We start from the raw sequence: 23,422 nt of genomic DNA on the forward strand, positions 1-23,422 counted from the left end.
CGTACGAACCAAGAAGTCCACAGGAGGACCCAGTGGCGAAGGCGAAGTTCGAGCGGACTAAGCCGCACGTCAACATCGGCACCATTGGTCACATCGACCACGGTAAGACGACGCTGACGGCGGCCATCACCAAGGTCCTGCACGACCAGTACCCGGACCTGAACCCGTACACGCCGTTCGACGAGATCGACAAGGCGCCGGAGGAGAAGGCCCGCGGCATCACGATCTCCATCGCGCACGTCGAGTACCAGACCGAGGCGCGGCACTACGCGCACGTCGACTGCCCCGGTCACGCCGACTACATCAAGAACATGATCACCGGTGCCGCCCAGATGGACGGCGCGATCCTGGTGGTCGCGGCGACCGACGGCCCGATGCCGCAGACCCGCGAGCACGTGCTGCTGGCCCGCCAGGTCGGTGTGCCGTACATCGTCGTGGCGCTCAACAAGAGCGACATGGTCGACGACGAGGAGCTCCTGGAGCTCGTCGAGCTCGAGGTCCGTGAGCTGCTGTCGAACCAGGACTACCCGGGCGACGACCTGCCGGTCGTGCGGGTCTCCGCGCTGAAGGCCCTCGAGGGTGACCCCGAGTGGACCGGCAAGCTGCTGGACCTGATGACCGCGGTCGACACCGCGATCCCGCAGCCGGAGCGCGAGACCGAGAAGCCGTTCCTCATGCCCATCGAGGACGTCTTCACGATCACCGGTCGTGGCACGGTCGTCACCGGCCGCGCCGAGCGTGGCGTGCTCAAGCCGAACGAGGAGGTGGAGATCGTCGGCATCCGCGAGAAGTCGATGAAGACCACCTGCACCGGCATCGAGATGTTCCGCAAGCTGCTCGACGAGGCCCGCGCGGGCGAGAACGTCGGTCTGCTGCTGCGTGGCATCAAGCGCGAGGACGTCGAGCGCGGCATGGTCGTCATCAAGCCGGGCACGACCACCCCGCACACGGAGTTCGAGGCGACGGTCTACATCCTCTCCAAGGAGGAGGGTGGCCGCCACACCCCGTTCTTCCAGAACTACCGTCCGCAGTTCTACTTCCGGACCACGGACGTCACCGGTGTCGTCACCCTCCCCGAGGGCACCGAGATGGTCATGCCGGGTGACAACACCACCATGACGGTGAAGCTGATCCAGCCCATCGCCATGGAGGAGAACCTCAAGTTCGCGATCCGCGAGGGTGGCCGCACCGTCGGCGCCGGGTTCGTCACCAAGATCATCAAGTGAGCTAGGTAACCCCGATTAGACCCGCCGCCGGTCGTGCGGCATACTAGTCAGGTTGCGTAACGACAGTTCGCTGCCTGTGTTCGGCTTTCGCTGAACCTCCGGGTGGCAGAGCAGTCGAGCGTAGGGTGGTTGGCGGCCCGTCCGCCAACCACCCTCGCACGGCGTTCAGGTCGCGGTAGTGCGATCGACGCCTTGACCCACCGCGCGGTCAGAGTCGCTCCGGAGTCCCGGGGCGGAGCCTGGCCCGAGGGCGCGACACGCCCGACCGCGGGGGTCGGCGAAGTGGGCCTGTGCCAGCCGGTACAGGCGCCCGCAACACAGCGGCATCGAGAGAAGGAACAGAAGCCACCATGGCGGGACAGAAGATCCGCATCCGGCTCAAGGCCTATGACCACGAGGTCGTCGACTCCTCGGCTCGGAAGATCGTCGAGACGGTGACGCGTACCGGGGCGCAGGTCGCGGGCCCGGTGCCGCTGCCCACGGAGATCAACCGTTTCTGCGTTATCCGCTCGCCGCACAAGTACAAGGACTCGCGCGAGCACTTCGAGATGCGCACGCACAAGCGGCTGATCGACATCATCGACCCGACCCCGAAGACGGTCGACTCGCTCATGCGCCTCGACCTGCCGGCTGGCGTCGACATCGAGATCAAGCTGTAGGGACCGGACAAATGGACAGGCAAGTCAAGGGGATCCTGGGCGCAAAGCTCGGCATGACCCAGGTCTGGGACAACAACCGTGTTGTCCCGGTGACCGTGGTCGAGGCCGGCCCGTGCGTCATCAGCCAGGTTCGTAGCGCCGACAAGGACGGTTACTCCGCGGTCCAGCTGGCGTACGGCACGATCGACCCGCGCAAGGTCAAGAAGCCGATCAGCGGGCACTACGCGAAGGCCGACGTCGCGCCGCGGCGCCACATCGTCGAGCTGCGCACCAGCGACGCCGCCGACTACTCGCTCGGCCAGGAGATCACGGTCGAGGAGTTCCCGGCCGGCGTCTCCATCGACGTGACCGGCAAGACCAAGGGCAAGGGCTACGCCGGCCCGATGAAGCGGCACGGCTTCCACGGTCTGCGCGCCAGCCACGGTGTCGAGCGCAAGCACCGCTCGCCCGGTTCCATCGGCGCCTGCGCCACCCCGGGTCGTGTCTTCAAGGGCACCCGGATGGCCGGCCGGATGGGTGGCGTGCGCTACACCGTCCAGAACCTGACCGTCCAGGCGGTCGACACCGAGAACAACCTCCTGCTCGTCCGTGGCGCCATTCCCGGCCCCAAGGGCGCGCTGGTCCTGGTCCGTACCGCGGCCAAGACCAAGGCGAAGAAGGGCGGTGCGGCCAAGTGACCACCGTTGACGTCCTCACCGTCGAAGGCTCCAAGAGCGGCTCCGTCGAGCTGCCCGCCGACATCTTCGACGTCCAGGCCAACGTCGCGCTGATGCACCAGGTCGTGGTGGCCCAGCTCGCGGCGGCCCGGCAGGGCACGCACAAGGTCAAGACCCGCGGCGAGGTCGCCGGTGGCGGCAAGAAGCCGTACAAGCAGAAGGGCACCGGTCGCGCCCGGCAGGGCTCGATCCGCGCGCCGCAGTTCGCCGGCGGTGGCGTCGTGCACGGCCCCGTGCCGCGCGACTACAGCCAGCGGACCCCGAAGAAGATGAAGGCCGCCGCCCTGCGTGGCGCCCTCTCCGACCGGGCCCGCGCCGGGCAGGTGCACGTCGTCGAGGCGTTCGTCTCGGGTGAGAAGCCGTCGACCAAGGCCGCCCTGGCCACGCTGGCGAAGCTGACCGAGGCCCGTCGGGTCCTGGTCGTGCTGAGCAGCACCGACGAGCTGAACTGGGTGTCGCTGCGCAACGAGCCGCGGGTGCACCTGATCGAGGCCGGCCAGCTCAACACGTACGACGTGCTGGTGGCCGACGACGTGGTCTTCACCAAGGACGCCCTGGACGAGTTCCTGGGTGTTCCCGCCGAGACCACCGAGGAGGGTGGCAAGTGAGCACGATCGCCGACCCGCGCGACATCATCGTGGCGCCGGTCGTCTCGGAGAAGAGCTACAGCGAGCTGAACCGCAACTGGTACACCTTCCTGGTGCACCCGGACGCGAACAAGACCGAGATCAAGATCGCGATCCAGCAGATCTTCGACGTCCGCGTCCTGACGGTCAACACGCTCAACCGCCAGGGCAAGCGCAAGCGGACCAAGACCGGTTTCGGGCAGCGTAAGGCCACCAAGCGGGCGATCGTGAAGCTGGCTGACGGTGACCGTATCGAGGCCTTCGGCGGCCCGGTCAGCTGAGGGGTGTAGACAATGGCTATCCGTAAGTACAAGCCGACGACGCCGGGCCGGCGTGGCTCCAGCGTCGCCGACTTCGCTGAGATCACCCGGTCGACGCCCGAGAAGTCGCTGCTGGCTCCGCTGCCGAAGAAGGGCGGGCGTAACGCCCACGGCCGGATCACCGCGCGGCACCACGGTGGCGGTCACAAGCGCCAGTACCGTCTGATCGACTTCAAGCGGGTCGACAAGGACGGCGTGCCGGCGAAGGTCGCCCACATCGAGTACGACCCGAACCGCACCGCGCGCATCGCGCTGCTGCACTACGCCGACGGCGAGAAGCGCTACATCCTCGCGCCGAAGGACATGAAGCAGGGCGACCGCGTCGAGTCGGGTCCGGGCGCCGACATCAAGCCGGGTAACAACCTGCCGCTGCGCAACATCCCGGTCGGTACCACGATCCACAACGTGGAGCTGCGTCCGGGCGGCGGCGCCAAGCTGGCCCGCTCGGCCGGCGTCGGCATCCAGCTGCTCGGCCGTGAGGGCGTCTACGCGACCCTGCGCATGCCGTCCGGCGAGATCCGGCGGGTCGACGTCCGCTGCCGCGCCAGCATCGGCGAGATCGGCAACGCCGACCAGTCGAACATCAACTGGGGCAAGGCCGGCCGTATGCGGTGGAAGGGCAAGCGCCCGACCGTCCGTGGTGTCGCCATGAACCCGGTCGACCACCCGCACGGTGGTGGTGAGGGTAAGACCTCCGGTGGTCGCCACCCGGTCAACCCGCAGGGTAAGCCCGAGGGCCGCACCCGTCGTAAGGGCCAGCCGAGTGACCGGCTGATCGTCCGCCGCCGCTACGCCACGCGTAAGCGCGGCTGAGGGAGATAAGACATGCCTCGCAGCCTGAAGAAGGGCCCGTTCATCGACGACCACCTGCTCAAGAAGGTGGAGACGCAGAACGACAAGGGCTCGAAGAACGTCATCAAGACCTGGTCGCGGCGCTCGACGATCATCCCCGAGATGCTGGGCCACACGATCGCCGTGCACGACGGACGCAAGCACGTCCCGGTGTTCGTGACTGAGGCGATGGTCGGGCACAAGCTCGGCGAGTTCGCGCTGACCCGCACGTTCAAGGGTCACGAGAAGGACGACCGGAAGAGCCGTCGGCGCTGACGCCGCGGGCATACGGATAGAGGAACAAGGGGTTACAGCGATGCCAGGAAAGGGCGACGCTCCGGTGCTTCCGGGCGCGCGGGCGGTTGCGCGGCACGTGCGCATCTCGCCGATGAAGGCGCGCCGGGTGGTCAACCTCGTCCGCGGCCTGCCCGCGAAGGAGGCGCTCACGGTGCTGCAGTTCGCGCCGCAGGCTGCGAGCGAGCAGGTGTACAAGGTGCTCGCGAGCGCGATCGCCAACGCGGAGAACAACGAGCGGCTGGACCCCGACGCGCTGCTCGTCAGCGAGGCGTTCGTGGACGAGGGCCCGACCATGAAGCGGTTCCAGCCGCGGGCGCAGGGCCGGGCGTACCGGATCCGCAAGCGCACCTGCCACATCACCGTCGCGGTGGAGGCGGTGGCGCCGGCCGCGCCGAAGAAGGCGGCCGCGAAGAAGGCGGCCCCCGCGAAGCAGGCGGAGCCGGCCGAGACGCAGAGCAAGACGGAGGGCGCCGAGTAATGGGTCAGAAGGTTCACCCGCACGGGTTCCGGCTCGGCATCTCGACCGACTGGAAGTCCCGCTGGTTCGCGGACAAGCTCTACAAGGACTACATCGGCGAGGACGTCAAGATCCGCCGCATGATGTCCAAGGGCCTCGAGCGCGCCGGCATCTCCAAGGTCGACATCGAGCGCACCCGGGACCGGGTCCGCGTCGACATCCACACCGCCCGGCCGGGCATCGTCATCGGCCGTAAGGGTGCGGAGGCCGACCGGATCCGCGGCGAGCTCGAGAAGCTGACCGGCAAGCAGGTCCAGCTGAACATCATCGAGGTGAAGAACCCCGAGTCGGACGCGCAGCTCGTCGCACAGGGTGTGGCCGAGCAGCTCTCCAGCCGGGTCAGCTTCCGTCGGGCGATGCGCAAGGCCATGCAGTCCGCGATGAAGAACCCGGTCTGCAAGGGCATCCGGGTCCAGGTCTCGGGTCGTCTCGGCGGCGCCGAGATGAGCCGGACCGAGTTCTACCGCGAGGGCCGGGTTCCGCTGCACACGCTGCGGGCCAACATCGAGTACGGCTTCTTCGAGGCCCGTACGAGCTTCGGCCGGATCGGCGTGAAGGTCTGGATCTACAAGGGCGACGCGGTGCCGGGTCGGGAGACTCCGGCCGAGGCGCCGTCGCGTCCGCGCCGTGACCGTGGCGACCGCCCCGAGCGGCCGCGCCGTGGCCGGTCCGGCTCGTCGGGCACGACCGCCGGCGGTACCGAGGCCGGCCGGGCCGCCGCCGCGACGACCATCGCGCAGCAGGCCGAGACGCCGAGTGGGGACGCGGTGGATCCCGCCGCCGTCGCCGCCGCGGCAGAAACGCAGCAGGAGGGCTGACAGATGCTGATGCCGCGCAAGCCCCCGAAGGGCTTCCGCAAGCCGCACCACCCGGACCGCAGTGGCGCGTCCAAGGGTGGTAACCGGGTGGTGTTCGGCGAGTTCGGGATCCAGGCTCTCGAGCCGGCGTACGTGACGAACCGCCAGATCGAGTCGGCGCGTATCGCGATGACCCGCCACATCAAGCGTGGTGGCAAGGTCTGGATCACGATCTTCCCGGACCAGGCTCTCACCAAGAAGCCGGCCGAGACCCGGATGGGTTCCGGTAAGGGCTCGCCCGAGTGGTGGGTCGCCAACGTCAAGCCGGGGCGGGTTCTCTTCGAGATGTCCTTCCCCAACGAGCAGATCGCGCGAGAGGCGATGCGTCGCGCGATCCACAAGCTCCCGATGAAGTGCCGCATTGTTACGCGCGAAGTGGGTGAATCCTGATGGCAGCGGGCGTTAAGGCCTCCGAGCTGCGTGAGCTCTCCGAGGAGGAGCTGGTCACGAAGCTGCGCGAGGCCAAGGCGGAGCTGTTCAACCTCCGCGTGCAGGCCGCGACCGGCCAGCTGGACAACAACCGGCGGTTGCAGGTCATCCGTCGGGAGATCGCCCGGATCTACACGATCATGCGTGAGCGCGAGCTGGGTCTCTCGGCCGCGCCGACTGAGGTGACTGCATCATGAGCGAGAACACCACCACCGCCGCCGCGCGGGCCCGCCGCAAGGTGCGTGAGGGCCTCGTGGTCAGCGACAAGATGGAAAAGACCGTCGTCGTCGAGGTCGAGGACCGGGTCAAGCACGCGCTGTACGGCAAGATCATGCGCCGTACCAGCAAGTTGAAGGTGCACGACGAGCAGAACACCGCTGGCATCGGCGACCGGGTCCTGATCATGGAGACCCGGCCGCTGTCCGCCACGAAGCGGTGGCGGCTCGTGGAGATCCTGGAAAAGGCCAAGTAGCGAAGGCTCGAGCTCGCCCGGCGTCAGTCGGGCGCGGGTTCCGCCAGGCTCCGGCCGCCGTGCGCGGCCGGAGAACCGGCAGACATAGGAGATAGACGTGATTCAGCAGGAGTCGCGACTGCGCGTCGCCGACAACACGGGTGCCCGGGAGATCCTGTGCATCCGGGTTCTCGGTGGCTCCGGTCGGCGCTACGCGAGTATCGGCGACGTCATCGTGGCCACCGTCAAGGACGCGATCCCGGGTGCCGGTGTGAAGAAGGGCGACGTCGTCAAGGCCGTCGTCGTTCGCACCGCCAAGGAGAGGCGGCGGCCGGACGGTTCGTACATCCGCTTCGACGAGAACGCCGCCGTCATCATCAAGGACGGCGGGGACCCGCGCGGTACCCGCATCTTCGGCCCGGTGGGCCGGGAGCTGCGGGACAAGCGGTTCATGAAGATCATCTCTCTCGCGCCGGAGGTGTTGTGACCGTGAAGGTCAAGAAGGGCGACACGGTCGTCGTCATCGCCGGCAAGGACAAGGGTGCCAAGGGTAAGGTCATCGCGGCCTACCCGCGGCAGGACAAGGTCCTGGTCGAGGGCGTGAACCGGGTCAAGAAGCACACCCGCATCAGCACCACCCAGCGTGGCGCCAAGACCGGTGGCATCGTCACCCAGGAGGCCCCGATCCACGTCTCGAACGTGCAGGTCCTGGACTCCGACGGCAAGCCGACCCGCGTCGGTTACCGGATCGACGACAACGGCCAGAAGGTCCGCATCGCGCGTAGCACCGGTAAGGACCTGTGATGACCACGGCTACCGAAACCAAGACCATGCCGCGCCTCAAGGAGCGGTACCGCAACGAGATCGTGGCGCAGCTGCAGGAGCAGCACCAGTTCGGCAACCCGATGCAGGTGCCGCGGCTCGTCAAGATCGTCGTCAACATGGGTGTCGGCGAGGCCGCCCGGGACGCCAAGCTGATCGACGGCGCTGTCCGGGACCTGGCCACCATCACCGGCCAGAAGCCGCAGGTGCGGCGGGCGACCAAGTCCATCGCGCAGTTCAAGCTCCGCGAGGGCATGCCGATCGGCGCGAAGGTGACCCTCCGCGGCGACCGGATGTGGGAGTTCCTGGACCGGCTGCTGTCGATCGCGCTGCCGCGTATCCGTGACTTCCGCGGTCTGGACGGACGCAAGCTCGACGGGCACGGCAACTACACGTTCGGTCTGACCGAGCAGTCGGTGTTCCACGAGATCGACCAGGACAAGATCGATCGGCAGCGGGGCATGGACATCACGGTGGTCACGACCGCCACGACCGACGACGAGGGCCGGGCGCTGCTCAAGCTCCTGGGCTTCCCGTTCAAGGAGAACTGAGATGGCCAAGAAGGCGCTGATCATCAAGGCGGCCGCGAAGCCGAAGTTCTCGGTTCGCGCGTACACCCGCTGCCAGCGGTGCGGGCGTCCCAAGGCGGTCTACCGCAAGTTCGGTCTCTGCCGGGTCTGCATCCGGGAGATGGCCCACCGCGGTGAGCTGCCGGGCGTGTCCAAGGCTTCCTGGTAAGGGCGACCGCGTCCCGGCCTTCGGGCCGGGACCCCTTGCACCGATCACGTATTGCTCTTCGCCGTAGGCCCGGCGTGCATCGCCTCGGGAACCCCGGCGAGAAAGGCTGACGAAATCCATGACGATGACCGACCCGATCGCAGACATGCTCACGCGTCTGCGTAACGCCAACCAGGCGTACCACGACCAGGTGACGATGCCCTACTCGAAGATCAAGGCGAACATCGCCGAGGTCCTCAAGGCCGAGGGCTACATCGCCACCTGGTCGGTCGAGGAGCCCGAGGAGGGCGCCGTCGGCAAGCGACTGGTCGTCGAGCTGAAGTACGGCCAGAACCGGGAGCGGAGCCTGGCCGGCATCAAGCGAGTGTCCAAGCCCGGTCTGCGGGTTTACGCCAAGTCGGACGGGCTCCCGCGGGTGCTCGGCGGGCTGGGCGTGGCGATCATTTCGACGTCCCAGGGGCTGCTCACCGACCGGCAGGCCCGCAAGCGGAGCGTTGGCGGGGAAGTCCTCGCCTTCGTCTGGTAACGGGAGACAGGTAGAAATGTCGCGTATTGGACGTAAGTCGATCCCGGTGCCGACCGGCGTCGACATCACGATCGACGGGCAGACCGTCAAGGTCAAGGGCCCGAAGGGCGAGCTCTCGCACACCCTGGCCGAGCCGATCACGATCGACCGGGCCGAGGACGGGCAGCTGAACGTCAACCGCCCGAACGACGAGCGCAAGGCCAAGGAACTGCACGGCCTCAGCCGTACCCTGGTCGCCAACATGATCGTCGGCGTCACCGAGGGCTACCGCAAGAGCCTGGAGATCGCCGGCACCGGTTACCGCGTGACCGCCAAGGGCAAGGACCTGGAGTTCGCGCTCGGGTTCTCGCACCCGGTACACGTGCCGGCGCCGGACGGCATCACCTTCACGGTGGAGAGGCCGACGCTGTTCCACGTGGCCGGCATCGACAAGCAGCTCGTCGGTGAGGTTGCCGCCAACATCCGGAAGATCCGCCCGCCGGAGCCCTACAAGGGCAAGGGCGTGAAGTACCAGGGCGAGGTCATCCGCCGCAAGGCTGGAAAGGCAGGTAAGAAGTGAGCGCCACGCTGCTCAAGCGCCGCCGCGGCGTCGCCGCCAAGCGTGCCGTCGGGCGTGCGCGCCGGCACTTCCGGGTCCGCAAGAACGTCAGCGGCACCGCCGAGCGTCCCCGCCTCGTGGTCACCCGCTCCCTGCGGCACATCGTCGCCCAGATCGTGGACGACACCAAGGGTCACACCCTGGCGTCGGCCTCGACCCTGGACGCCTCGCTGCGCGGCACGGAGGGCGACAAGAGCGCCCTGGCCGGCAAGGTCGGCGCCCTGCTCGCCGAGCGCGCCAAGGCCGCCGGCGTCTCCAAGGTCGTCTTCGACCGCGGTGGCAACCGGTACGCGGGGCGGGTCGCCGCGCTTGCCGACGCCGCCCGCGAAGCCGGGCTCGAGTTCTAGAAACCCCGTCACGAGAGAGAAGGAAGGCTGCTGATGCCAGGTCAACAGCGCCGTGGCGGCGGGTCCGGTGGCAACGAGGGTGGTCGCCGCGACAACCGCCGTGAGGGCGGCCGCGGAAACGCGCCCGTCGAGAAGACCCCGCACCTCGAGCGGGTCGTCGCGATCAACCGCGTCGCCAAGGTCGTGAAGGGCGGTCGTCGCTTCAGCTTCACCGCCCTGGTGATCGTGGGCGACGGCGACGGCACCGTCGGTGTGGGCTACGGAAAGGCCAAGGAGGTGCCCGCGGCGATCGCCAAGGGCGTCGAGGAGGCCAAGAAGCACTTCTTCAAGGTGCCGCGGATCGCCGCGTCGATCCCGCACCCGGTGACGGGTGAGGCCGCGGCCGGTGTGGTGCTGCTCAAGCCGGCGTCCGCCGGTACGGGTGTCATCGCCGGTGGCCCGGTGCGTGCCGTGCTGGAGTGCGCGGGTATCCACGACGTGCTCTCCAAGAGCCTCGGTTCGTCGAACCCGATCAACATCGTGCACGCCACCGTGGCGGCGCTGAAGGGGCTCGAGTCCCCCGAGGCCGTCGCCGCCCGTCGTGGCCTGCCGGTCGAGGACGTCGCGCCGGCCGCCATGCTGGCGTCGCGGGCGGGGGTGGCTTCCTGATGGCTCGCCTGAAGGTCACCCAGGTCCGGTCCGGGATCGGGACCAAGCAGAACCAGCGTGACTCGCTGCGTTCGCTCGGTCTCAAGCGGATCAACGACGTGGTGGTCAAGGAGGACCGTCCGGAGATCCGCGGCATGATCTTCACGGTCAACCACCTCGTGAAGGTCGAGGAGGTCGAGTAATGACGATCAAGGTCCACCACCTGCGCCCGGCGCCCGGTGCCAAGACCGCGAAGACCCGCGTGGGTCGCGGTGAGGGCTCCAAGGGCAAGACCGCCGGTCGCGGTACCAAGGGTTCCAAGGCCCGTAAGAACATCTCGGCGGCGTTCGAGGGTGGGCAGATGCCCATCCACATGCGCCTGCCGAAGATGAAGGGCTTCAAGAACAAGTTCAAGGTGGTCTTCCAGGTGGTCAACCTGGACCGGCTCGCCGAGCTGTTCCCGAACGGCGGCCAGGTCGGCCCGCTCGAGCTGGTCGAAGCCGGCGCGGTCCGCAAGGGCCACCCGGTCAAGGTCCTCGGCACCGGGGACCTGGGCGGGGTCGCTCTCCAGGTGTCGGCGCACGCGTTCAGCGCGTCGGCCAAGGAGAAGATCACCGCCGCCGGTGGCTCCGTCACCGAGCTGTAAGGGCTGCACGATCCATGGCGCCCGCTCAGTTGTCGCAACTGGGCGGGCGTCATGGTCTGCCTGGCACGTGTGCGCCGGGTAACATCGGATTCGGTTTATGTAGCCGGGCACATCTGCCCGGACGGGGATCGGACTGTTAGAGTCCCTTCCCAGCCATGGATATCGGGCACTCGCCCGGCACCCAACCCGCCCCGCCAGGGATCACCGGCGGCCCGCCTCGCGCAGGAGGAAGAAGTTGCTGTCCGCCTTTCTCAGTGCGTTCCGTACGCCTGACCTGCGCAAGAAGCTGCTGTTCACAGTAGGCATCATCGCGGTCTACCGGCTCGGGGCGACGCTGCCCAGCCCGGGCGTCTCGTACGGCAACGTCCAGAAGTGCATCGACGCCATGGAGAACGGCTCCACGGGCGTGATGAACCTGCTCAACCTCTTCTCCGGCGGAGCGCTGCTGCAGCTCTCGGTCTTCGCGCTGGGCATCATGCCGTACATCACAGCGTCGATCATCCTGCAGCTGCTGACGGTGGTGATCCCCCGGCTGGAGCAGCTCCGCAAGGAGGGCCAGTCCGGCCAGGCGAAGATCACCCAGTACACCCGCTACCTGACCCTGGGCCTGGGCGTCCTCCAGGCGTCGGCGTTCGTGGCGCTGGCCCGCTCCGGGCAGCTGTTCAACAACCAGTGCGACCAGTTCCCGATCATCCCCGAGGGGACCGGGATCCCGGACTGGCTGACCCTCAGCCTCCTGGTCATGACGATGACCGCCGGCACCGGCGTGGTGATGTGGCTCGGTGAGCTGATCACCGACCGGGGCGTCGGCAACGGCATGTCCGTCCTGATCTTCACCTCGATCGCCGCCCGGCTTCCCAGCGAGGGCTGGCAGATCAAGCAGACCGGTGGCTGGGGCAAGTTCCTCCTCGTTATCGCGCTGGTCCTGGTGGTCATCACCGCGGTCACCTTCATCGAGCAGGCGCAGCGCCGGATCCCGGTGCAGTACGCCAAGCGCATGATCGGCCGGCGGATGTACGGCGGCACCTCGACCTACATCCCGCTGAAGGTCAACCAGGCGGGTGTCATCCCGGTCATCTTCGGCTCCTCGCTGCTCTACCTGCCCCAGCTGGCGCTGCAGTTCTTCGACCAGAACAACCCGGGCAAGACGCAGGCGTGGATCCAGAACAACCTGGTGGACCCGACGAGCCCGATCTACATCGCGGTCTACTTCCTGCTGATCATCTTCTTCACGTACTTCTACGTCTCGATCACGTTCAACCCGACCGAGGTCGCGGACAACATGAAGAAGTACGGCGGCTTCGTGCCGGGCATCCGCCCGGGCAAGCCGACCGCCGACTACCTCGACTTCATCCTCAGTCGGATCACGCTGCCGGGCGCCCTCTACCTGGGCATCATCTCGATCCTGCCGAACTTCTTCTTCATCTGGCTGGACAAGCAGCAGTACCTGAACTTCCCGTTCGGCGGCACCGCTGTGCTGATCATGGTCGGCGTCGGTCTGGAGACCACGAAGCAGATCGAGAGCCAACTCATGCAGCGGAACTACGAAGGGTTCCTGCGGTAGATGAGACTCGTTCTGGTTGGCCCGCCGGGTGCGGGCAAGGGCACGCAGGCCGAGTTCATCGCCGCGCACCTCTCGGTCCCGAAGATCTCGACCGGCGACATCTTCCGGTCGAACGTCTCGCAGGGCACCCCGCTCGGCGTCGAGGCGAAGCGCTACATGGACGCCGGCGAGCTGGTGCCCGACGAGGTCACCATCAACATGGTGCGGGACCGGCTCGCCGAGCCGGACGCCTCCGAGGGCTTCCTGCTCGACGGCTTCCCGCGCACGACGCCGCAGGCCGCCGCGCTGGACAAGCTCCTCGCCGACCTGGGCACCGCGCTGGACCTGGTGCTGGAGCTGGTCGTCGACGACGACGAGGTGATCCGGCGGCTCTCCGGTCGGCGCACCTGCCGGGGCTGCGGCAAGATCTGGCACGTCGAGTTCGACGCCACCTCGCGTGAGGGCATCTGCGACCGGTGCGGCGCCGAGCTGTTCCAGCGCGACGACGACAAGCCGGAGACCATCGCCACCCGCCTGCGCGAGTACGCGGACAAGACCGCGCCGCTGGTCGACTACTACGGCGCCCAGGGCAAGCTGGTGGGCATCGACGCCACCGGCCCGGTGGAGGACGTCACCGTCCGCGCCATCGACGCCCTGCGCTCGTACGGCGGCTGACGTCCCGCCGGGCTCCGGCGGATAGAGTGCGAAGAGCGGGGTACGCCTGACGTGCCCCGCTCTTCGGCATCTGCAACGAAAGGTAACGGCTCCATGCGTCGTCCCCAGCTGGACATCCAGCTGAAGACCCCTGACCAGATCGAGAAGATGCGGGCCGCCGGGCTGGTGGTCGCCGAGGCACTGCGTCGGATGCGGGAGGCGGTCGCCCCCGGGGTCAGCACCGCCGACCTGGACGCCATCGCCGAGTCGACCATCCGCGAGGCCGGTGCCGTCCCCTCCTTCAAGGGCTACCACGGCTTTCCCGCGTCGATCTGCTCGTCGGTCAACGAGCAGGTCGTGCACGCCATCCCGTCGGCGCAGCAGGTGCTCCGCGACGGCGACCTGATCTCGATCGACTGCGGTGCGGTGCTCGACGGCTGGCACGGCGACGCCGCCATCACCGTCGCGGTGGGCGAGGTCGAACCGGCGCTGCTGAAGATGGCGGCGGTGGCCGAGGACGCCATGTGGGCGGGCATCGCCGCAGCCGCCCGTGGCTCGGCCAGCGGCAAGGGCCGGCTCACCGACATCTCGCACGCCGTCGAGGACGCGGTCCGCAAGGGCGGGCGGTACGGCATCGTCGACGGCTACGGCGGGCACGGCATCGGCACCGAGATGCACCAGGACCCGCACGTGCTCAACCACGGGCGGCCGGGCAAGGGCCCGCGCCTGGTGCCGGGCATGGCGCTGGCCATCGAGCCGATGATCACGATGGGTTCGCCCCGGACGGTCGAACTCTCCGACGGCTGGACCGTGATCACCCGGGACCGGTCGATGGCGGTGCACGTCGAGCACACGATGGCGCTGCTCCCGGACGGCGTCTGGGTGCTGACCGCGCCGGACGGCGGGCGCGCCCGCCTGGGCGAGCTGGTCACCTCCCGGCAGCCCGCGGACTCGCCGGCTCGCTGAGCCACAGCAGCGCTCCGCCGGGCACCGCGTCCCGTCCTTCCGTCCCCTAGGCGCGCACCAGCCGCACCGAGGGGCCGGAGGGCGACGCGCACCGAGGGCCGGAGTCGCGGGGGCTCGGCTGCGCGATGCCGGACCGGCGCGAGTCGGGGCTCCGGCGCACCGCCGCCCCGACCGCCGGCCGGGGCGCCCTCCCGCGCCTCGTGCGCGCAGCGGCGGGAGGGGCAGCGGCTGGTGGAGCGGTGGCATGCTTGCGGGCATGGAGGGACGCGACGGGATGCGGGCCGCTGACGCCGACCGCCAGACGGTGGCGGAGCGGCTGCGGGTGGCCGTCGACGAGGGCCGGCTGGACCTGCACGAGTACGACGAGCGGTTGCAGCGGGCGTACGCCGCACGCACGTACGGCGAGCTGGACGCGCTGGTGGTCGACCTGCCGGCGCCGGCGTCCCCGGCGGCGTCGGAGCTCGCCACGCGGCGGGAGGCCGCCCCGTCGCCGGCGGAGGGTGTCCGGTCGTCGGCGACCTCGTCCGTGACGGCCCGGTGGCTGGCCGAGGTGTGGCTGCCGTACCTGCGGGTCGTCGCGATCACGGTGACCGTCTGGGCGGTGACGTCCGCGCTCTCCACGGATCTGCTCTACTTCTGGCCCGTCTGGGTGGCCGGGCCGTGGGGAGCGGTGCTCGTGGTGCGCACGGTCGCCGGTCTCGTCAGCGGGGAGCCGCGGCGGGAGGCTGAGCAGCGGGAGCGACGGCGCGAGCGCCGCCGGGCGAAGCGGGCGCGCAAGCGCGAGCTGGCCGCCGCCGAGGAGGGGAGCCGGAGCCCGGTGCGGGAGCTGCCGCCGGCCCAGCGGGAAGGCCGCCCGGGCGAGGCCGACGCCGAGGTGTGAATGGCCCGTTCCGTCCGGTTCGACGCACCGATTCCCGGCCGGTTTGGCGACGGCCCGCAGGCGGGCGTACACTTTCTGATCGGCGCACAGCGTCCACTCCGGCATGCCCACCCTGCGCTTCGGTGGGAGCCGGAGCCGCGGCTGGCGCGGGCAATCTGATCTTGATCGGTGGCCCGTGTAAGACGTTGTGGGCCGTCCGGAGTAACCGACGTCAGGACAGCGGAGGACATGCCGAAAAAAGACGGAGCCATCGAGATCGAGGGTCGGGTCATCGAGCCCCTGCCGAACGCCATGTTCCGGGTGGAGCTCGCGAACGGCCACAAGGTGCTGGCTCACATCAGCGGCAAGATGCGGCAGCACTACATCCGCATCCTGCCGGAGGACCGGGTCGTCGTCGAACTCTCGCCGTACGACCTGACCCGCGGGCGCATCGTCTACCGCTACAAGTAAGCCTGACGGCGGCCGGGACGTCCCCGTGTCCGTCTTCGACGTCCGGTGTCGCGCCTCGGCGCGTCGTCGGGCCAGATGGGAAGTAAGGCAACCGTGAAGGTCAAGCCGAGCGTCAAGAGGATCTGCAACAAGTGCCGGGTCATTCGCCGGCACGGCCGGGTCATGGTCATCTGCACCGACCCGCGCCACAAGCAGCGCCAGGGCTGAACCAGTTCCGGCCGGCCGTGTGACAACGGTCGGTCGAAATCGGTCCGGGCCGCAGATCCAGACACCGAATCACATGCTCGTCCCAGCCGCGGGCGGTGCGCGTCGCGTACCTCATCGTGGTTGACCCCCGGTCGGAGGCCGGGGCCCGCTCGGGCAGCGACCGACCTGGTCGCCGGCGCACGACGCCGGTGGCGGAACGGTCGGTAGCGGGGTGGGACGGGTCCACACCTCCGCCAGAACATCACGAGGAGTACGCCCGCACATGGCACGTCTAGTCGGCGTCGACCTCCCCCGCGAGAAGCGGATGGAGATCGCGCTCACCTACATCTTCGGCGTGGGTCGCACCCGGGCCCTGGAGACGCTCTCTGCCACCGGCATCTCGCCGGACAAGCGCGTCCGGGACCTCACGGACGAGGAGCTGGTCCAGCTCCGTAACCACATCGAGGGCAACTACAAGGTTGAAGGCGACCTGCGCCGCGAGGTCGCCGCTGACATCCGCCGCAAGGTCGAGATCGGCTGCTACGCGGGTATCCGGCACCGCCGGGGCCTGCCCGTGCGTGGCCAGCGGACCAAGACCAACGCGCGGACCCGCAAGGGCCCGAAGCGGACCGTGGCCGGCAAGAAGAAGCCCGGCAAGAAGTAACTAGGAGCGCACAGACTTATGCCACCGAAGGCTCGTGCCGGAGCCGCCGTCAAGAAGGTCCGGCGCAAGGAACGCAAGAACGTCGCCCACGGGCAGGCGCACATCAAGAGCACCTTCAACAACACCATCGTGTCCATCACGGACCCGACCGGTGCGGTCATCTCCTGGGCCTCCTCGGGCCAGGTGGGCTTCAAGGGCTCCCGCAAGTCGACCCCGTTCGCCGCGCAGCTGGCCGCCGAGGCCGCCGCGCGTCGGGCGATGGAGCACGGCATGCGCAAGGTCGACGTGTTCGTCAAGGGACCCGGCTCCGGCCGGGAGACCGCCATCCGTTCGCTGCAGGCAGCCGGGCTCGAGGTCGGGCAGATCTCCGACGTCACGCCGCAGCCGCACAACGGGTGCCGTCCGCCGAAGCGTCGCCGGGTCTGAGAGGTTAGAGAGAGATGGCTCGTTACACCGGTGCTGACTGCCGCCGTTGCCGGCGGGAGAAGATGAAGCTGTTCCTCAAGGGCAGCAAGTGCGATGGCCCGAAGTGCCCGTTCGAGTCCCGGCCGTTCCCGCCCGGACAGCACGGCCGCGGCCGCACGAAGGAGACGGAGTACCTGCTCCAGCTCCGTGAGAAGCAGAAGGCCCGCCGCGTGTACGGCGTGCTGGAGAAGCAGTTCCGCGGCTACTACGAAGAGGCCGTGGGCAAGAAGGCCAAGACCGGTGAGGTTCTCCTGCAGATCCTCGAGTCGCGGCTGGACAACGTGGTCTACCGGGCCGGCTACGCCAAGTCCCGGGACATGGCCCGCCAGCTCGTCAAGCACGGTCACTTCACCGTGAACGGCAAGAAGGTCGACATCCCGTCGTTCCGCGTCAAGGAGCACGACATCATCGAGGTCCGGGGCAAGAGCAAGGAGCTCACCCCGTTCATCGTGGCGCAGGCCGAGGCCGGCTCGAAGTCGGTTCCGGCGTGGCTGGAGGCTATCCCCAGCCAGATGAAGGTGCTCGTGCACTCGCTCCCGGCCCGCCAGGTCATCGACACGCAGGTCCAGGAGCAGCTGATCGTCGAGCTCTACTCCAAGTAGTCGGAGCTCGTTGCGGTGGCCCGCCCTTCCGGGGCGGGCCACCGGAACAGTTTGTCGTGGGCGTCATATGGCGGGCGCCCCGGAAGAGAAGAGAAGACATGCTCATCAGCCAGCGACCGACTCTCTCCGAGGAGTCGATCAACGAGACCCGGTCCCGGTTCACCATCGAGCCGCTGGAGCCGGGCTTCGGGTACACCCTGGGCAACTCGCTGCGGCGCACGCTGCTGTCGTCGATCCCGGGTGCGGCGGTCACCTCGATCAAGATCGACGGCGTGCTGCACGAGTTCACCACGATCCCCGGTGTCAAGGAGGACGTGGTCGAGCTCGTCATGAACATCAAGGAGCTCTGCGTCAGCTCCGAGCACGACGAGCCGGTCAGCATGTACCTGCGCAAGCAGGGCCCGGGCGACGTGACGGCGGGCGACATCCAGCCGCCGGCCGGCGTCTCGGTGCACAACCCGGACCTGAAGCTCGCCACCCTCAACGGCAAGGGCCGGCTCGACATGGAGCTGACCGTCGAGCGGGGTCGCGGCTACGTCACCGCGGCGCAGAACAAGCAGGCCGGCGCCGAGATCGGCCGGATCCCGGTCGACTCGATCTACTCGCCGGTGCTGAAGGTGACGTACCGCGTCGAGGCGACCCGTGTCGAGCAGCGGACCGACTTCGACCGGCTGATCATCGACGTCGAGACCAAGCCGTCGATGGGCCCGCGTACCGCGCTGGCCTCCGCCGGCTCGACGCTGGTGGAGCTGTTCGGTCTGGCCCGGGAGCTGGACGAGACCGCCGAGGGCATCGACATCGGGCCGTCCCCGCAGGACGCCCAGCTCGCGGCCGACCTGGCGCTGCCGATCGAGGAGCTGGACCTGACCGTCCGCTCCTACAACTGCCTCAAGCGCGAGGGCATCAACTCCGTTGGTGAGCTCATCGGGCGTACCGAGGCCGACCTCCTCGACATCCGCAACTTCGGTCAGAAGTCGATCGACGAGGTCAAGATGAAGCTCGCCGGGATGGGGCTGGGGCTGAAGGACTCGGCCCCGAACTTCGACCCGGCGCACGTCGTGGACGCCTTCGGCGAGGCCGACTACGACACCGACGACTATCGCGAGACCGAGCAGCTCTAGTCCGCGCTGCCGCCACACCTGAGGAGCACCAAGCATGCCCACGCCCACCAAGGGCCCCCGCCTCGGCGGCAGCCCCGCGCACGAGCGGCTGATGCTGGCCAACCTGGCCACTGCGCTGTTCCAGCACGGCAAGATCAAGACCACCGAGACGAAGGCCCGGCGGCTGCGTCCGCTGGCCGAGCAGCTCATCACCAAGGCCAAGCGCGGCGACCTGGCGTCCCGCCGGCGGGTGCTGGGCGTCGTCAAGGACAAGGACGTGGTCTACGCCCTGTTCGACCAGATCGCCCCCCGGTTCGCCACCCGCAACGGTGGCTACACCCGGATCGTGAAGACCGGTCCGCGCAAGGGTGACAACGCGCCGATGGCGATCATCGAGCTGGTCGAGGAGCTTCAGGTCGCCGAGCCGAAGGCGAACAAGAAGACCGCCGCCCGCAAGGCCGCGCAGCAGGACAAGGTCGAGGCGCTCGCCCCGGCCGAGGAGGCCCCGAAGTCGAACTCGGGCGACCAGGACGCCGAGGCGCCCGTGTCGGCGTCCGGCGACACCGCCGCCGCCCGCGAGGACAGCGACGAGGCCGGCGAGAACGACAAGGCCTGATCCAGGCCACCGTCGGGCCCGGCACCCCCTCGTGGGGTGCCGGGCCCGACCCCGTGAGGCGGAGGTACGAGTGGACGAGCGCATCCGGCTGCGGCTGGACGTCGCGTACGACGGGTCGGGCTTCTCCGGCTGGGCCGCCCAGCCCACCCGGCGCACGGTCGCCGGGGTGCTCGTGGAGACCCTCGACCTGGTCCTCGGCGCGGGTACGGCGACCGGCCTGACCGTGGCAGGTCGCACCGACGCCGGGGTGCACGCCACCGGGCAGGTCTGCCACCTCGACCTGCCGGCAGCCGTGTGGCGGGAGCACGACGGACGGCTGCTGCGCCGACTGGCCCGGCTGCTCCCCACCGACGTCCGGGTACGCGCGATGGCCGAGGTGCCCGCCGACTTCGACGCCCGGTTCTCGGCCACCTTCCGCCGCTACGAGTACCGGGTCACCGACGCCACCTGGGGTGCCGAGCCGCTGCGCCGGCACGAGATCCTGGCCTGGCCGAAGCCGCTCGACCTGGCCGCGCTGAACGCCGCCGCGGCGGGACTGGTGGGGGAGCACGACTTCGCCGCGTACTGCCGGCGCAAGGAGAACGCCACCACGCTGCGCGAGGTGACCCGGCTGGACTGGCGGCGGGACCCGGACGGGATCCTCGTGGCCACCGTGCAGGCCGACGCGTTCTGCCAGGCGATGGTGCGCAGCCTCGTCGGCGCCATGCTGGTCGCCGGTGACGGGCGCCGGCCGGCCGGGTGGCCGGGCAGCCTGCTGGCCCGCCGGGAACGCTCCAGCGAGGTGACCGTGGCGCCGGCGCACGGGCTGACCCTGGTCGCCGTCGGCTACCCCGAGGATCCGGCCGAGTACGCCCGCCGCGCCGAGGCGACCCGGCAGTTGCGCGTACCCGTGGAGGGCTGACCGCCCGGGGCCTGCCTTCCGGCACCCGGCAGAGCATCGTCGAGCGTCAAGGAGTGGAAGCCGTGCAGGAACCTCGCCGTGGACGGGACCTCGGCATCGTCGTCGGGACGCTGCCGACGGGACCGCTGAACGCCGTCACCGACGTGCCCGGCGTGCGGGTGGGCCACACCACGCTGGTCGACGGGGACAGCATCCGCAGCGGGGTGACGGCGATCGTCCCGGACCAGCTGACCGACCGCCGGTCGCTGCCGGCGGGACTGTTCGTGGGCAACGGGCACGGCAAGATGGTCGGCTCGACCCAGGTGGCCGAGCTGGGCGAGATCGAGACGCCGGTGGTGCTGACCGCGACGCTGTCGACGTTCCGGGCCGCGGACGCGCTGGTCACGTACATGCTCGGGCAGCCGGGCCGGGAGACGGTCGAGTCGCTGAACCCGGTGGTGGCGGAGACCAACGACGGGTTCCTGTCCGACATCCGGGCGCGGCCGGTGGGGGAGCAGCACGTCCTCGCGGCGCTGGCGGAGGCCCACGGCGGACTGCCCGGGGAGGGGGCCGTCGGCGCCGGTACGGGCACGGCGGCCCTCGGCTTCAAGGCCGGCATCGGCACGTCCTCGCGGCTCGCCACGACCTCCCGTGGCGCCGTCACCGTCGGCGTGCTGGTGCAGTCCAACTTCTCCGGCCTGCTACAGGTGTGCGGGGTGCCGGTCCGGCCGGAGCAGGTGGGAGTGCCGAGCCTGTCGCTGCCGGGCCGGCCGGAGCAACCGGGGAACTCGTGCGTCATCGTGGTCGCCACGGACGGCCGCCTCGACGCGCGGCAGCTGGGTCGGGTGGCCCGCCGGGCCATCTTCGCCATGGCGCGGGTCGGCTCGGACTTCGCCGGCGGCAGCGGCGACTACGCCCTGGCGTTCTCCACCGCCGACACGCAGGCACCGACGGCGCCGGAGTCCGACCTGGAGCCGATCTTCGCGGCGGTGCTGGAGGCCACGGAGGAGGCACTGCTGAACTCGCTGTTCATGGCGCGCACCACCGTCGGAGTCAAGGGGCGGGTCAAGTACGCGGTCCCGCACGACCGGATGCTCGACCTGCTAAGGGCACACGGGGTCGAGCTCCGGACGTAGGTGGCGGGACGCGGAACGGGCACGCGGCCGTGGCCCACGTACCCGCTGCGCGCGCTCGCCGTCGCGGCCCGGTCAGTCGTCCCCGTCCTGCCTGCCGGTGTCGCTCGCGCCCTCGTCGGTCGGCTGGCCGGCCGTGCCGCCGTCCGCCCGGCGCTCCAGCACGCCCCGGTTGAGGTGCAGCTCGATCATGTCGAAGAGGATCTCCCGGGCCTTCGTGTCACCGGACCCGATCGTCTCGCCGTCGCGGCGGGTGACCACGGCGTACGCGAGGTAGTGGCCGCGCACCTGCCAGCCGACGCGGGCCGGCGCGGTGGCGATCGCCGCGCTCTCCTCGTCGGCCGCCATGCCCCGGAACCGGCCCTCCCGCTCGTCGAGCAGCAGCCGGATCCGGTCCCGGGCGCGTTCGGCGTTGGCCCGGTCGGTCAGGTTGAACAGGCCGGTGGTGACGAGGTGGGCGCCGTCGGGCGTCCGCAGCGTGGCCCGGACCACCTGGGTGCAGCCGAGGCGGACCAGCAGGTCGGCGACCTCACCGGTGGCCGCCACCGCGCAGGCGGCGCTGGACTGGCTCTTCAACACCTTGTAGGCGGGCTCCCCGTCCGCGACGACGAGTTGCTTGCCGGGGAAGAGCTCCTTGGCGGTCAGCGGCGCCTGGTCGGTCTCCCGCGAGTCGAGCGGCTGCGCCCCGACGTCGGCGGACTCGGCCGCCTCCGGTTGGGACGTGGTCGTGTTCTGTGGCGTCCCGTCGCGCTCGGCCAGCAGGGCGGCGGCACCCAGGCCGCAGAGCGCCAGCAGCGCGAGGACGGCCGCGCCGCCGACCACGACCTGCCACCACCTGCCGCCACCCCGCTGCGACCGCTCGGCTGACGGCGGCGGCTCGACCGGCGCGGCCGACTCGACCGGCGGAGAGGGCTCGACCGGCGCGGGCGGCCAGGCCGGCGACTGCCCCTCGGCGGGCGCCCGCACGTGGGCGGGCGGCGGCGGCGACACCTGCGCCGCGGCGCGGATCGGGTCCGGCGCGGCGGCGGGCGGCGGCGACACCTGCGCCGCGGCGCGGACCGGCTCCGGCACGGTGGAGGGCAGCGCGACCCGGTTGGCGCGGGGCAGCGACGGCGTCGGGAAGCGGGACGGGGAGGGGCCGGCGGGGGGAGGCGGACCAGCACCGAGCACCGGCCCGTCGGACCCGGGCTCCGGGTACTCCATGAATGCGTCCTCATCGGACTCGTACCGATACACCATGCCGCCCAGAGTAGGAGGCATTGTCCCTTTAGGTGTGAATAATGGGAAATTGTGGTCGGAGTCGTTTCGGCTCGTGCTGGGTCCCGGCGCCGGGCCTGTGCCGGGCCCGCGCCGATGCGGGCGGGCCGGGCCGGGCCATGCCGGGTCCGCGCTGGCGTGGGCGGCGGCGGTGCGAGAATTGCCGGCGTGACCGGCGAACACTACTTCACCGCTGAACCCACGACCGCCGCCAACCCGCGCGAGGTCGAGTTCTCCGTCGCCGGCCGCGACTACACCCTGGCATCCTCCGCCGGCGTCTTCTCCGCCGCCCGCCTCGACCCCGGCACGGCCGTGCTGCTGCGCAAGGCCGAGCTGCCGGCCACCGACACCACCGGCGCCCTGCTCGACCTCGGCTGCGGCTTCGGCCCGATCGCCTGCGTACTCGCGGAGTCCGCCCCCACGGCGACCGTGTGGGCCGTCGACGTCAACGAACGGGCCCGGGAGCTCACCGCGGCCAACGCCGCGCGGGTCGGCGCGGCCGACCGGGTGCACGTCGCCGCGCCGGACGACGTACCGGCCGAGCTGACCTTCGCCGAGATCTGGTCCAACCCCCCGATCCACGTCGGCAAGGACGAGCTGCACGCGATCCTGCTGCGCTGGCTGTCCCGGCTCGCCCCGGACGGCGTCGCCTGGCTGGTGGTGGCCCGCTACCTGGGCGGGGACTCGTTGCAGCGCTGGCTCGTCGAGCAGGGCTGGCAGGTGGGGCGGCACGCCAGCCAGAAGGGCTACCGCGTGCTGCGGGTCACCCGGTAATTGGTTGGGCCGCCCGGCG

37 protein-coding genes are annotated in these 23,422 nt (G+C 69.8%); 36 read left to right on the forward strand and 1 reads right to left on the reverse strand.

Translation table 11 applies throughout. The annotated features are described in order from the left end of the window. The first annotated feature begins 32 nt into the window (after positions 1 to 32). From tuf to EV374_RS01195, 35 genes are all read left to right on the forward strand, one after another. Positions 33 to 1,226, forward strand: coding sequence for an elongation factor Tu (gene tuf / locus EV374_RS01025; RefSeq protein WP_088998349.1), 1,194 nt, complete (start codon positions 33 to 35; stop codon positions 1,224 to 1,226). A 350-nt stretch (positions 1,227 to 1,576) separates the two neighbouring features. Further along, complete coding sequence (gene rpsJ / locus EV374_RS01030) at positions 1,577 to 1,885, forward strand: 30S ribosomal protein S10 (RefSeq protein ID WP_007073037.1); 309 nt, start codon at positions 1,577 to 1,579, stop codon at positions 1,883 to 1,885. Positions 1,886 to 1,896: 11 nt separating this feature from the next. Next, complete coding sequence (gene rplC / locus EV374_RS01035; RefSeq protein WP_132230902.1) at positions 1,897 to 2,562, forward strand: 50S ribosomal protein L3; 666 nt, start codon at positions 1,897 to 1,899, stop codon at positions 2,560 to 2,562. Next, positions 2,559 to 3,209, forward strand: a complete 651-nt coding sequence (gene rplD, locus EV374_RS01040) for a 50S ribosomal protein L4 (RefSeq protein ID WP_101412800.1) — start codon at positions 2,559 to 2,561, stop codon at positions 3,207 to 3,209. The genes rplC and rplD overlap by 4 nt, the downstream gene beginning before the upstream one ends. After that, positions 3,206 to 3,508: a 50S ribosomal protein L23 gene (gene rplW, locus EV374_RS01045; protein WP_088998352.1), complete on the forward strand. Its 303-nt coding sequence runs from the start codon at positions 3,206 to 3,208 to the stop codon at positions 3,506 to 3,508. The genes rplD and rplW overlap by 4 nt, the downstream gene beginning before the upstream one ends. A gap of 12 nt (positions 3,509 to 3,520) precedes the next feature. Further along, a complete protein-coding gene (gene rplB, locus EV374_RS01050; RefSeq protein ID WP_091627702.1) occupies positions 3,521 to 4,360 on the forward strand; it encodes a 50S ribosomal protein L2 in 840 nt (279 codons plus the stop codon). A gap of 12 nt (positions 4,361 to 4,372) precedes the next feature. After that, complete coding sequence (rpsS, locus tag EV374_RS01055) at positions 4,373 to 4,654, forward strand: 30S ribosomal protein S19 (protein ID WP_088647003.1); 282 nt, start codon at positions 4,373 to 4,375, stop codon at positions 4,652 to 4,654. A 40-nt stretch (positions 4,655 to 4,694) separates the two neighbouring features. After that, entirely contained in the window at positions 4,695 to 5,153 is a 459-nt protein-coding gene (gene rplV / locus EV374_RS01060; protein WP_132230903.1) for a 50S ribosomal protein L22, read from the forward strand. Continuing rightward, entirely contained in the window at positions 5,153 to 6,010 is an 858-nt protein-coding gene (rpsC, locus tag EV374_RS01065; RefSeq protein ID WP_088998355.1) for a 30S ribosomal protein S3, read from the forward strand. The genes rplV and rpsC overlap by 1 nt, the downstream gene beginning before the upstream one ends. Before the next feature lie 3 nt (positions 6,011 to 6,013). Then, a complete protein-coding gene (gene rplP / locus EV374_RS01070) occupies positions 6,014 to 6,439 on the forward strand; it encodes a 50S ribosomal protein L16 (protein WP_007465292.1) in 426 nt (141 codons plus the stop codon). Beyond that, positions 6,439 to 6,675: a 50S ribosomal protein L29 gene (gene rpmC / locus EV374_RS01075; RefSeq protein WP_007073028.1), complete on the forward strand. Its 237-nt coding sequence runs from the start codon at positions 6,439 to 6,441 to the stop codon at positions 6,673 to 6,675. The genes rplP and rpmC overlap by 1 nt, the downstream gene beginning before the upstream one ends. Continuing rightward, on the forward strand, positions 6,672 to 6,950 hold the full coding sequence (gene rpsQ / locus EV374_RS01080; RefSeq protein WP_132230904.1) for a 30S ribosomal protein S17: 279 nt from the start codon (positions 6,672 to 6,674) through the stop codon (positions 6,948 to 6,950). Before rpmC ends, rpsQ begins: the two co-directional genes overlap by 4 nt. 97 nt (positions 6,951 to 7,047) lie before the next feature. Then, positions 7,048 to 7,416: a 50S ribosomal protein L14 gene (gene rplN, locus EV374_RS01085; RefSeq protein WP_007465279.1), complete on the forward strand. Its 369-nt coding sequence runs from the start codon at positions 7,048 to 7,050 to the stop codon at positions 7,414 to 7,416. After that, positions 7,413 to 7,733 carry a 50S ribosomal protein L24 gene (rplX, locus tag EV374_RS01090; RefSeq protein WP_007465276.1) on the forward strand — a complete coding sequence of 107 codons (321 nt, stop codon included), beginning with the start codon at positions 7,413 to 7,415 and terminating at the stop codon, positions 7,731 to 7,733. The genes rplN and rplX overlap by 4 nt, the downstream gene beginning before the upstream one ends. Further along, entirely contained in the window at positions 7,733 to 8,302 is a 570-nt protein-coding gene (gene rplE / locus EV374_RS01095; protein ID WP_132230905.1) for a 50S ribosomal protein L5, read from the forward strand. The genes rplX and rplE overlap by 1 nt, the downstream gene beginning before the upstream one ends. Before the next feature lies 1 nt (position 8,303). Further along, a complete protein-coding gene (locus EV374_RS01100) occupies positions 8,304 to 8,489 on the forward strand; it encodes a type Z 30S ribosomal protein S14 (RefSeq protein ID WP_007465272.1) in 186 nt (61 codons plus the stop codon). Between the two features lie 118 nt (positions 8,490 to 8,607). Then, a complete protein-coding gene (gene rpsH / locus EV374_RS01105) occupies positions 8,608 to 9,015 on the forward strand; it encodes a 30S ribosomal protein S8 (protein ID WP_073828943.1) in 408 nt (135 codons plus the stop codon). A 16-nt stretch (positions 9,016 to 9,031) separates the two neighbouring features. Next, a complete protein-coding gene (rplF, locus tag EV374_RS01110; RefSeq protein ID WP_132230906.1) occupies positions 9,032 to 9,574 on the forward strand; it encodes a 50S ribosomal protein L6 in 543 nt (180 codons plus the stop codon). Beyond that, entirely contained in the window at positions 9,571 to 9,960 is a 390-nt protein-coding gene (rplR, locus tag EV374_RS01115) for a 50S ribosomal protein L18 (protein ID WP_088998360.1), read from the forward strand. Before rplF ends, rplR begins: the two co-directional genes overlap by 4 nt. Before the next feature lie 33 nt (positions 9,961 to 9,993). Beyond that, positions 9,994 to 10,608 (forward strand): 30S ribosomal protein S5, encoded by a 615-nt coding sequence (gene rpsE / locus EV374_RS01120; protein WP_132230907.1) that lies wholly within the window; start codon positions 9,994 to 9,996, stop codon positions 10,606 to 10,608. Beyond that, positions 10,608 to 10,790 (forward strand): 50S ribosomal protein L30, encoded by a 183-nt coding sequence (rpmD, locus tag EV374_RS01125; RefSeq protein ID WP_074314584.1) that lies wholly within the window; start codon positions 10,608 to 10,610, stop codon positions 10,788 to 10,790. The genes rpsE and rpmD overlap by 1 nt, the downstream gene beginning before the upstream one ends. Beyond that, positions 10,790 to 11,233, forward strand: a complete 444-nt coding sequence (rplO, locus tag EV374_RS01130; protein WP_121399885.1) for a 50S ribosomal protein L15 — start codon at positions 10,790 to 10,792, stop codon at positions 11,231 to 11,233. Before rpmD ends, rplO begins: the two co-directional genes overlap by 1 nt. Positions 11,234 to 11,468: 235 nt before the next feature. After that, complete coding sequence (gene secY / locus EV374_RS01135; protein ID WP_132230908.1) at positions 11,469 to 12,797, forward strand: preprotein translocase subunit SecY; 1,329 nt, start codon at positions 11,469 to 11,471, stop codon at positions 12,795 to 12,797. Continuing rightward, complete coding sequence (locus tag EV374_RS01140) at positions 12,798 to 13,451, forward strand: adenylate kinase (RefSeq protein WP_091627746.1); 654 nt, start codon at positions 12,798 to 12,800, stop codon at positions 13,449 to 13,451. It begins immediately after the preceding gene. Positions 13,452 to 13,544: 93 nt separating this feature from the next. Beyond that, entirely contained in the window at positions 13,545 to 14,396 is an 852-nt protein-coding gene (gene map / locus EV374_RS01145; RefSeq protein ID WP_132230909.1) for a type I methionyl aminopeptidase, read from the forward strand. A gap of 256 nt (positions 14,397 to 14,652) precedes the next feature. After that, positions 14,653 to 15,276 (forward strand): DUF1707 SHOCT-like domain-containing protein, encoded by a 624-nt coding sequence (locus tag EV374_RS01150; RefSeq protein WP_165947697.1) that lies wholly within the window; start codon positions 14,653 to 14,655, stop codon positions 15,274 to 15,276. 228 nt (positions 15,277 to 15,504) lie between these two features. After that, positions 15,505 to 15,726, forward strand: a complete 222-nt coding sequence (gene infA, locus EV374_RS01155) for a translation initiation factor IF-1 (RefSeq protein WP_007073013.1) — start codon at positions 15,505 to 15,507, stop codon at positions 15,724 to 15,726. 93 nt (positions 15,727 to 15,819) lie between these two features. Continuing rightward, positions 15,820 to 15,933: a 50S ribosomal protein L36 gene (rpmJ, locus tag EV374_RS01160; protein WP_012184307.1), complete on the forward strand. Its 114-nt coding sequence runs from the start codon at positions 15,820 to 15,822 to the stop codon at positions 15,931 to 15,933. Between the two features lie 262 nt (positions 15,934 to 16,195). Further along, a complete protein-coding gene (gene rpsM / locus EV374_RS01165; protein ID WP_088998365.1) occupies positions 16,196 to 16,576 on the forward strand; it encodes a 30S ribosomal protein S13 in 381 nt (126 codons plus the stop codon). An 18-nt stretch (positions 16,577 to 16,594) separates the two neighbouring features. Next, positions 16,595 to 17,002 (forward strand): 30S ribosomal protein S11, encoded by a 408-nt coding sequence (gene rpsK / locus EV374_RS01170; RefSeq protein WP_014440747.1) that lies wholly within the window; start codon positions 16,595 to 16,597, stop codon positions 17,000 to 17,002. Between the two features lie 14 nt (positions 17,003 to 17,016). Beyond that, entirely contained in the window at positions 17,017 to 17,643 is a 627-nt protein-coding gene (gene rpsD, locus EV374_RS01175; protein ID WP_132230910.1) for a 30S ribosomal protein S4, read from the forward strand. A gap of 98 nt (positions 17,644 to 17,741) precedes the next feature. Further along, entirely contained in the window at positions 17,742 to 18,764 is a 1,023-nt protein-coding gene (locus EV374_RS01180) for a DNA-directed RNA polymerase subunit alpha (protein ID WP_013735931.1), read from the forward strand. A gap of 34 nt (positions 18,765 to 18,798) precedes the next feature. Further along, positions 18,799 to 19,359 (forward strand): 50S ribosomal protein L17, encoded by a 561-nt coding sequence (rplQ, locus tag EV374_RS01185; RefSeq protein ID WP_132230911.1) that lies wholly within the window; start codon positions 18,799 to 18,801, stop codon positions 19,357 to 19,359. Positions 19,360 to 19,429: 70 nt separating this feature from the next. Beyond that, the gene (gene truA / locus EV374_RS01190) at positions 19,430 to 20,260 is read left to right on the forward strand and encodes a tRNA pseudouridine(38-40) synthase TruA (protein ID WP_132230912.1); all 831 of its coding nucleotides are present in this window, start codon (positions 19,430 to 19,432) and stop codon (positions 20,258 to 20,260) included. 62 nt (positions 20,261 to 20,322) lie between these two features. Beyond that, positions 20,323 to 21,375, forward strand: coding sequence for a P1 family peptidase (locus EV374_RS01195; RefSeq protein WP_207913785.1), 1,053 nt, complete (start codon positions 20,323 to 20,325; stop codon positions 21,373 to 21,375). 72 nt (positions 21,376 to 21,447) lie between these two features. On the opposite strand, the gene EV374_RS01200 is transcribed toward EV374_RS01195, so the two are convergent. Further along, positions 21,448 to 22,611 (reverse strand): hypothetical protein, encoded by a 1,164-nt coding sequence (locus EV374_RS01200; protein WP_207913788.1) that lies wholly within the window; start codon positions 22,609 to 22,611, stop codon positions 21,448 to 21,450. Positions 22,612 to 22,797: 186 nt separating this feature from the next. Between EV374_RS01200 and EV374_RS01205 the strand changes: the two genes are divergently transcribed. After that, positions 22,798 to 23,403, forward strand: coding sequence for a methyltransferase (locus EV374_RS01205; RefSeq protein ID WP_132230914.1), 606 nt, complete (start codon positions 22,798 to 22,800; stop codon positions 23,401 to 23,403). Positions 23,404 to 23,422 lie beyond the last annotated feature (19 nt).

It is taken from the genome of Micromonospora sp. CNZ303 (assembly GCF_004345505.1).

Bases quoted from the DNA above. Each gene is read 5' to 3' on its own strand.
- rplP (WP_007465292.1), top strand. From the start codon at position 6,014: ATGCTGATGCCGCGCAAGCCCCCGAAGGGCTTCCGCAAGCCGCACCAC.
- rpsH (WP_073828943.1), top strand. From the start codon at position 8,608: ATGACGATGACCGACCCGATCGCAGACATGCTCACGCGTCTGCGTAAC.
- rpsD (WP_132230910.1), top strand. From the start codon at position 17,017: ATGGCTCGTTACACCGGTGCTGACTGCCGCCGTTGCCGGCGGGAGAAG.
- rplQ (WP_132230911.1), top strand. From the start codon at position 18,799: ATGCCCACGCCCACCAAGGGCCCCCGCCTCGGCGGCAGCCCCGCGCAC.
- rpsS (WP_088647003.1), top strand. From the start codon at position 4,373: ATGCCTCGCAGCCTGAAGAAGGGCCCGTTCATCGACGACCACCTGCTC.
- rplE (WP_132230905.1), top strand. From the start codon at position 7,733: ATGACCACGGCTACCGAAACCAAGACCATGCCGCGCCTCAAGGAGCGG.
- EV374_RS01100 (WP_007465272.1), top strand. From the start codon at position 8,304: ATGGCCAAGAAGGCGCTGATCATCAAGGCGGCCGCGAAGCCGAAGTTC.
- rplO (WP_121399885.1), top strand. From the start codon at position 10,790: ATGACGATCAAGGTCCACCACCTGCGCCCGGCGCCCGGTGCCAAGACC.
- rpsC (WP_088998355.1), top strand. From the start codon at position 5,153: ATGGGTCAGAAGGTTCACCCGCACGGGTTCCGGCTCGGCATCTCGACC.
- infA (WP_007073013.1), top strand. From the start codon at position 15,505: ATGCCGAAAAAAGACGGAGCCATCGAGATCGAGGGTCGGGTCATCGAG.
- map (WP_132230909.1), top strand. From the start codon at position 13,545: ATGCGTCGTCCCCAGCTGGACATCCAGCTGAAGACCCCTGACCAGATC.
- EV374_RS01200 (WP_207913788.1), bottom strand. From the start codon at position 22,611: ATGGTGTATCGGTACGAGTCCGATGAGGACGCATTCATGGAGTACCCG.
- rpmD (WP_074314584.1), top strand. From the start codon at position 10,608: ATGGCTCGCCTGAAGGTCACCCAGGTCCGGTCCGGGATCGGGACCAAG.
- rpmC (WP_007073028.1), top strand. From the start codon at position 6,439: ATGGCAGCGGGCGTTAAGGCCTCCGAGCTGCGTGAGCTCTCCGAGGAG.
- rpsJ (WP_007073037.1), top strand. From the start codon at position 1,577: ATGGCGGGACAGAAGATCCGCATCCGGCTCAAGGCCTATGACCACGAG.
- EV374_RS01150 (WP_165947697.1), top strand. From the start codon at position 14,653: ATGGAGGGACGCGACGGGATGCGGGCCGCTGACGCCGACCGCCAGACG.
- rpsK (WP_014440747.1), top strand. From the start codon at position 16,595: ATGCCACCGAAGGCTCGTGCCGGAGCCGCCGTCAAGAAGGTCCGGCGC.
- rplV (WP_132230903.1), top strand. From the start codon at position 4,695: ATGCCAGGAAAGGGCGACGCTCCGGTGCTTCCGGGCGCGCGGGCGGTT.
- rpsQ (WP_132230904.1), top strand. From the start codon at position 6,672: ATGAGCGAGAACACCACCACCGCCGCCGCGCGGGCCCGCCGCAAGGTG.
- rplC (WP_132230902.1), top strand. From the start codon at position 1,897: ATGGACAGGCAAGTCAAGGGGATCCTGGGCGCAAAGCTCGGCATGACC.
- rpsM (WP_088998365.1), top strand. From the start codon at position 16,196: ATGGCACGTCTAGTCGGCGTCGACCTCCCCCGCGAGAAGCGGATGGAG.
- rplB (WP_091627702.1), top strand. From the start codon at position 3,521: ATGGCTATCCGTAAGTACAAGCCGACGACGCCGGGCCGGCGTGGCTCC.
- EV374_RS01180 (WP_013735931.1), top strand. From the start codon at position 17,742: ATGCTCATCAGCCAGCGACCGACTCTCTCCGAGGAGTCGATCAACGAG.
- EV374_RS01140 (WP_091627746.1), top strand. From the start codon at position 12,798: ATGAGACTCGTTCTGGTTGGCCCGCCGGGTGCGGGCAAGGGCACGCAG.
- rpsE (WP_132230907.1), top strand. From the start codon at position 9,994: ATGCCAGGTCAACAGCGCCGTGGCGGCGGGTCCGGTGGCAACGAGGGT.
- rplF (WP_132230906.1), top strand. From the start codon at position 9,032: ATGTCGCGTATTGGACGTAAGTCGATCCCGGTGCCGACCGGCGTCGAC.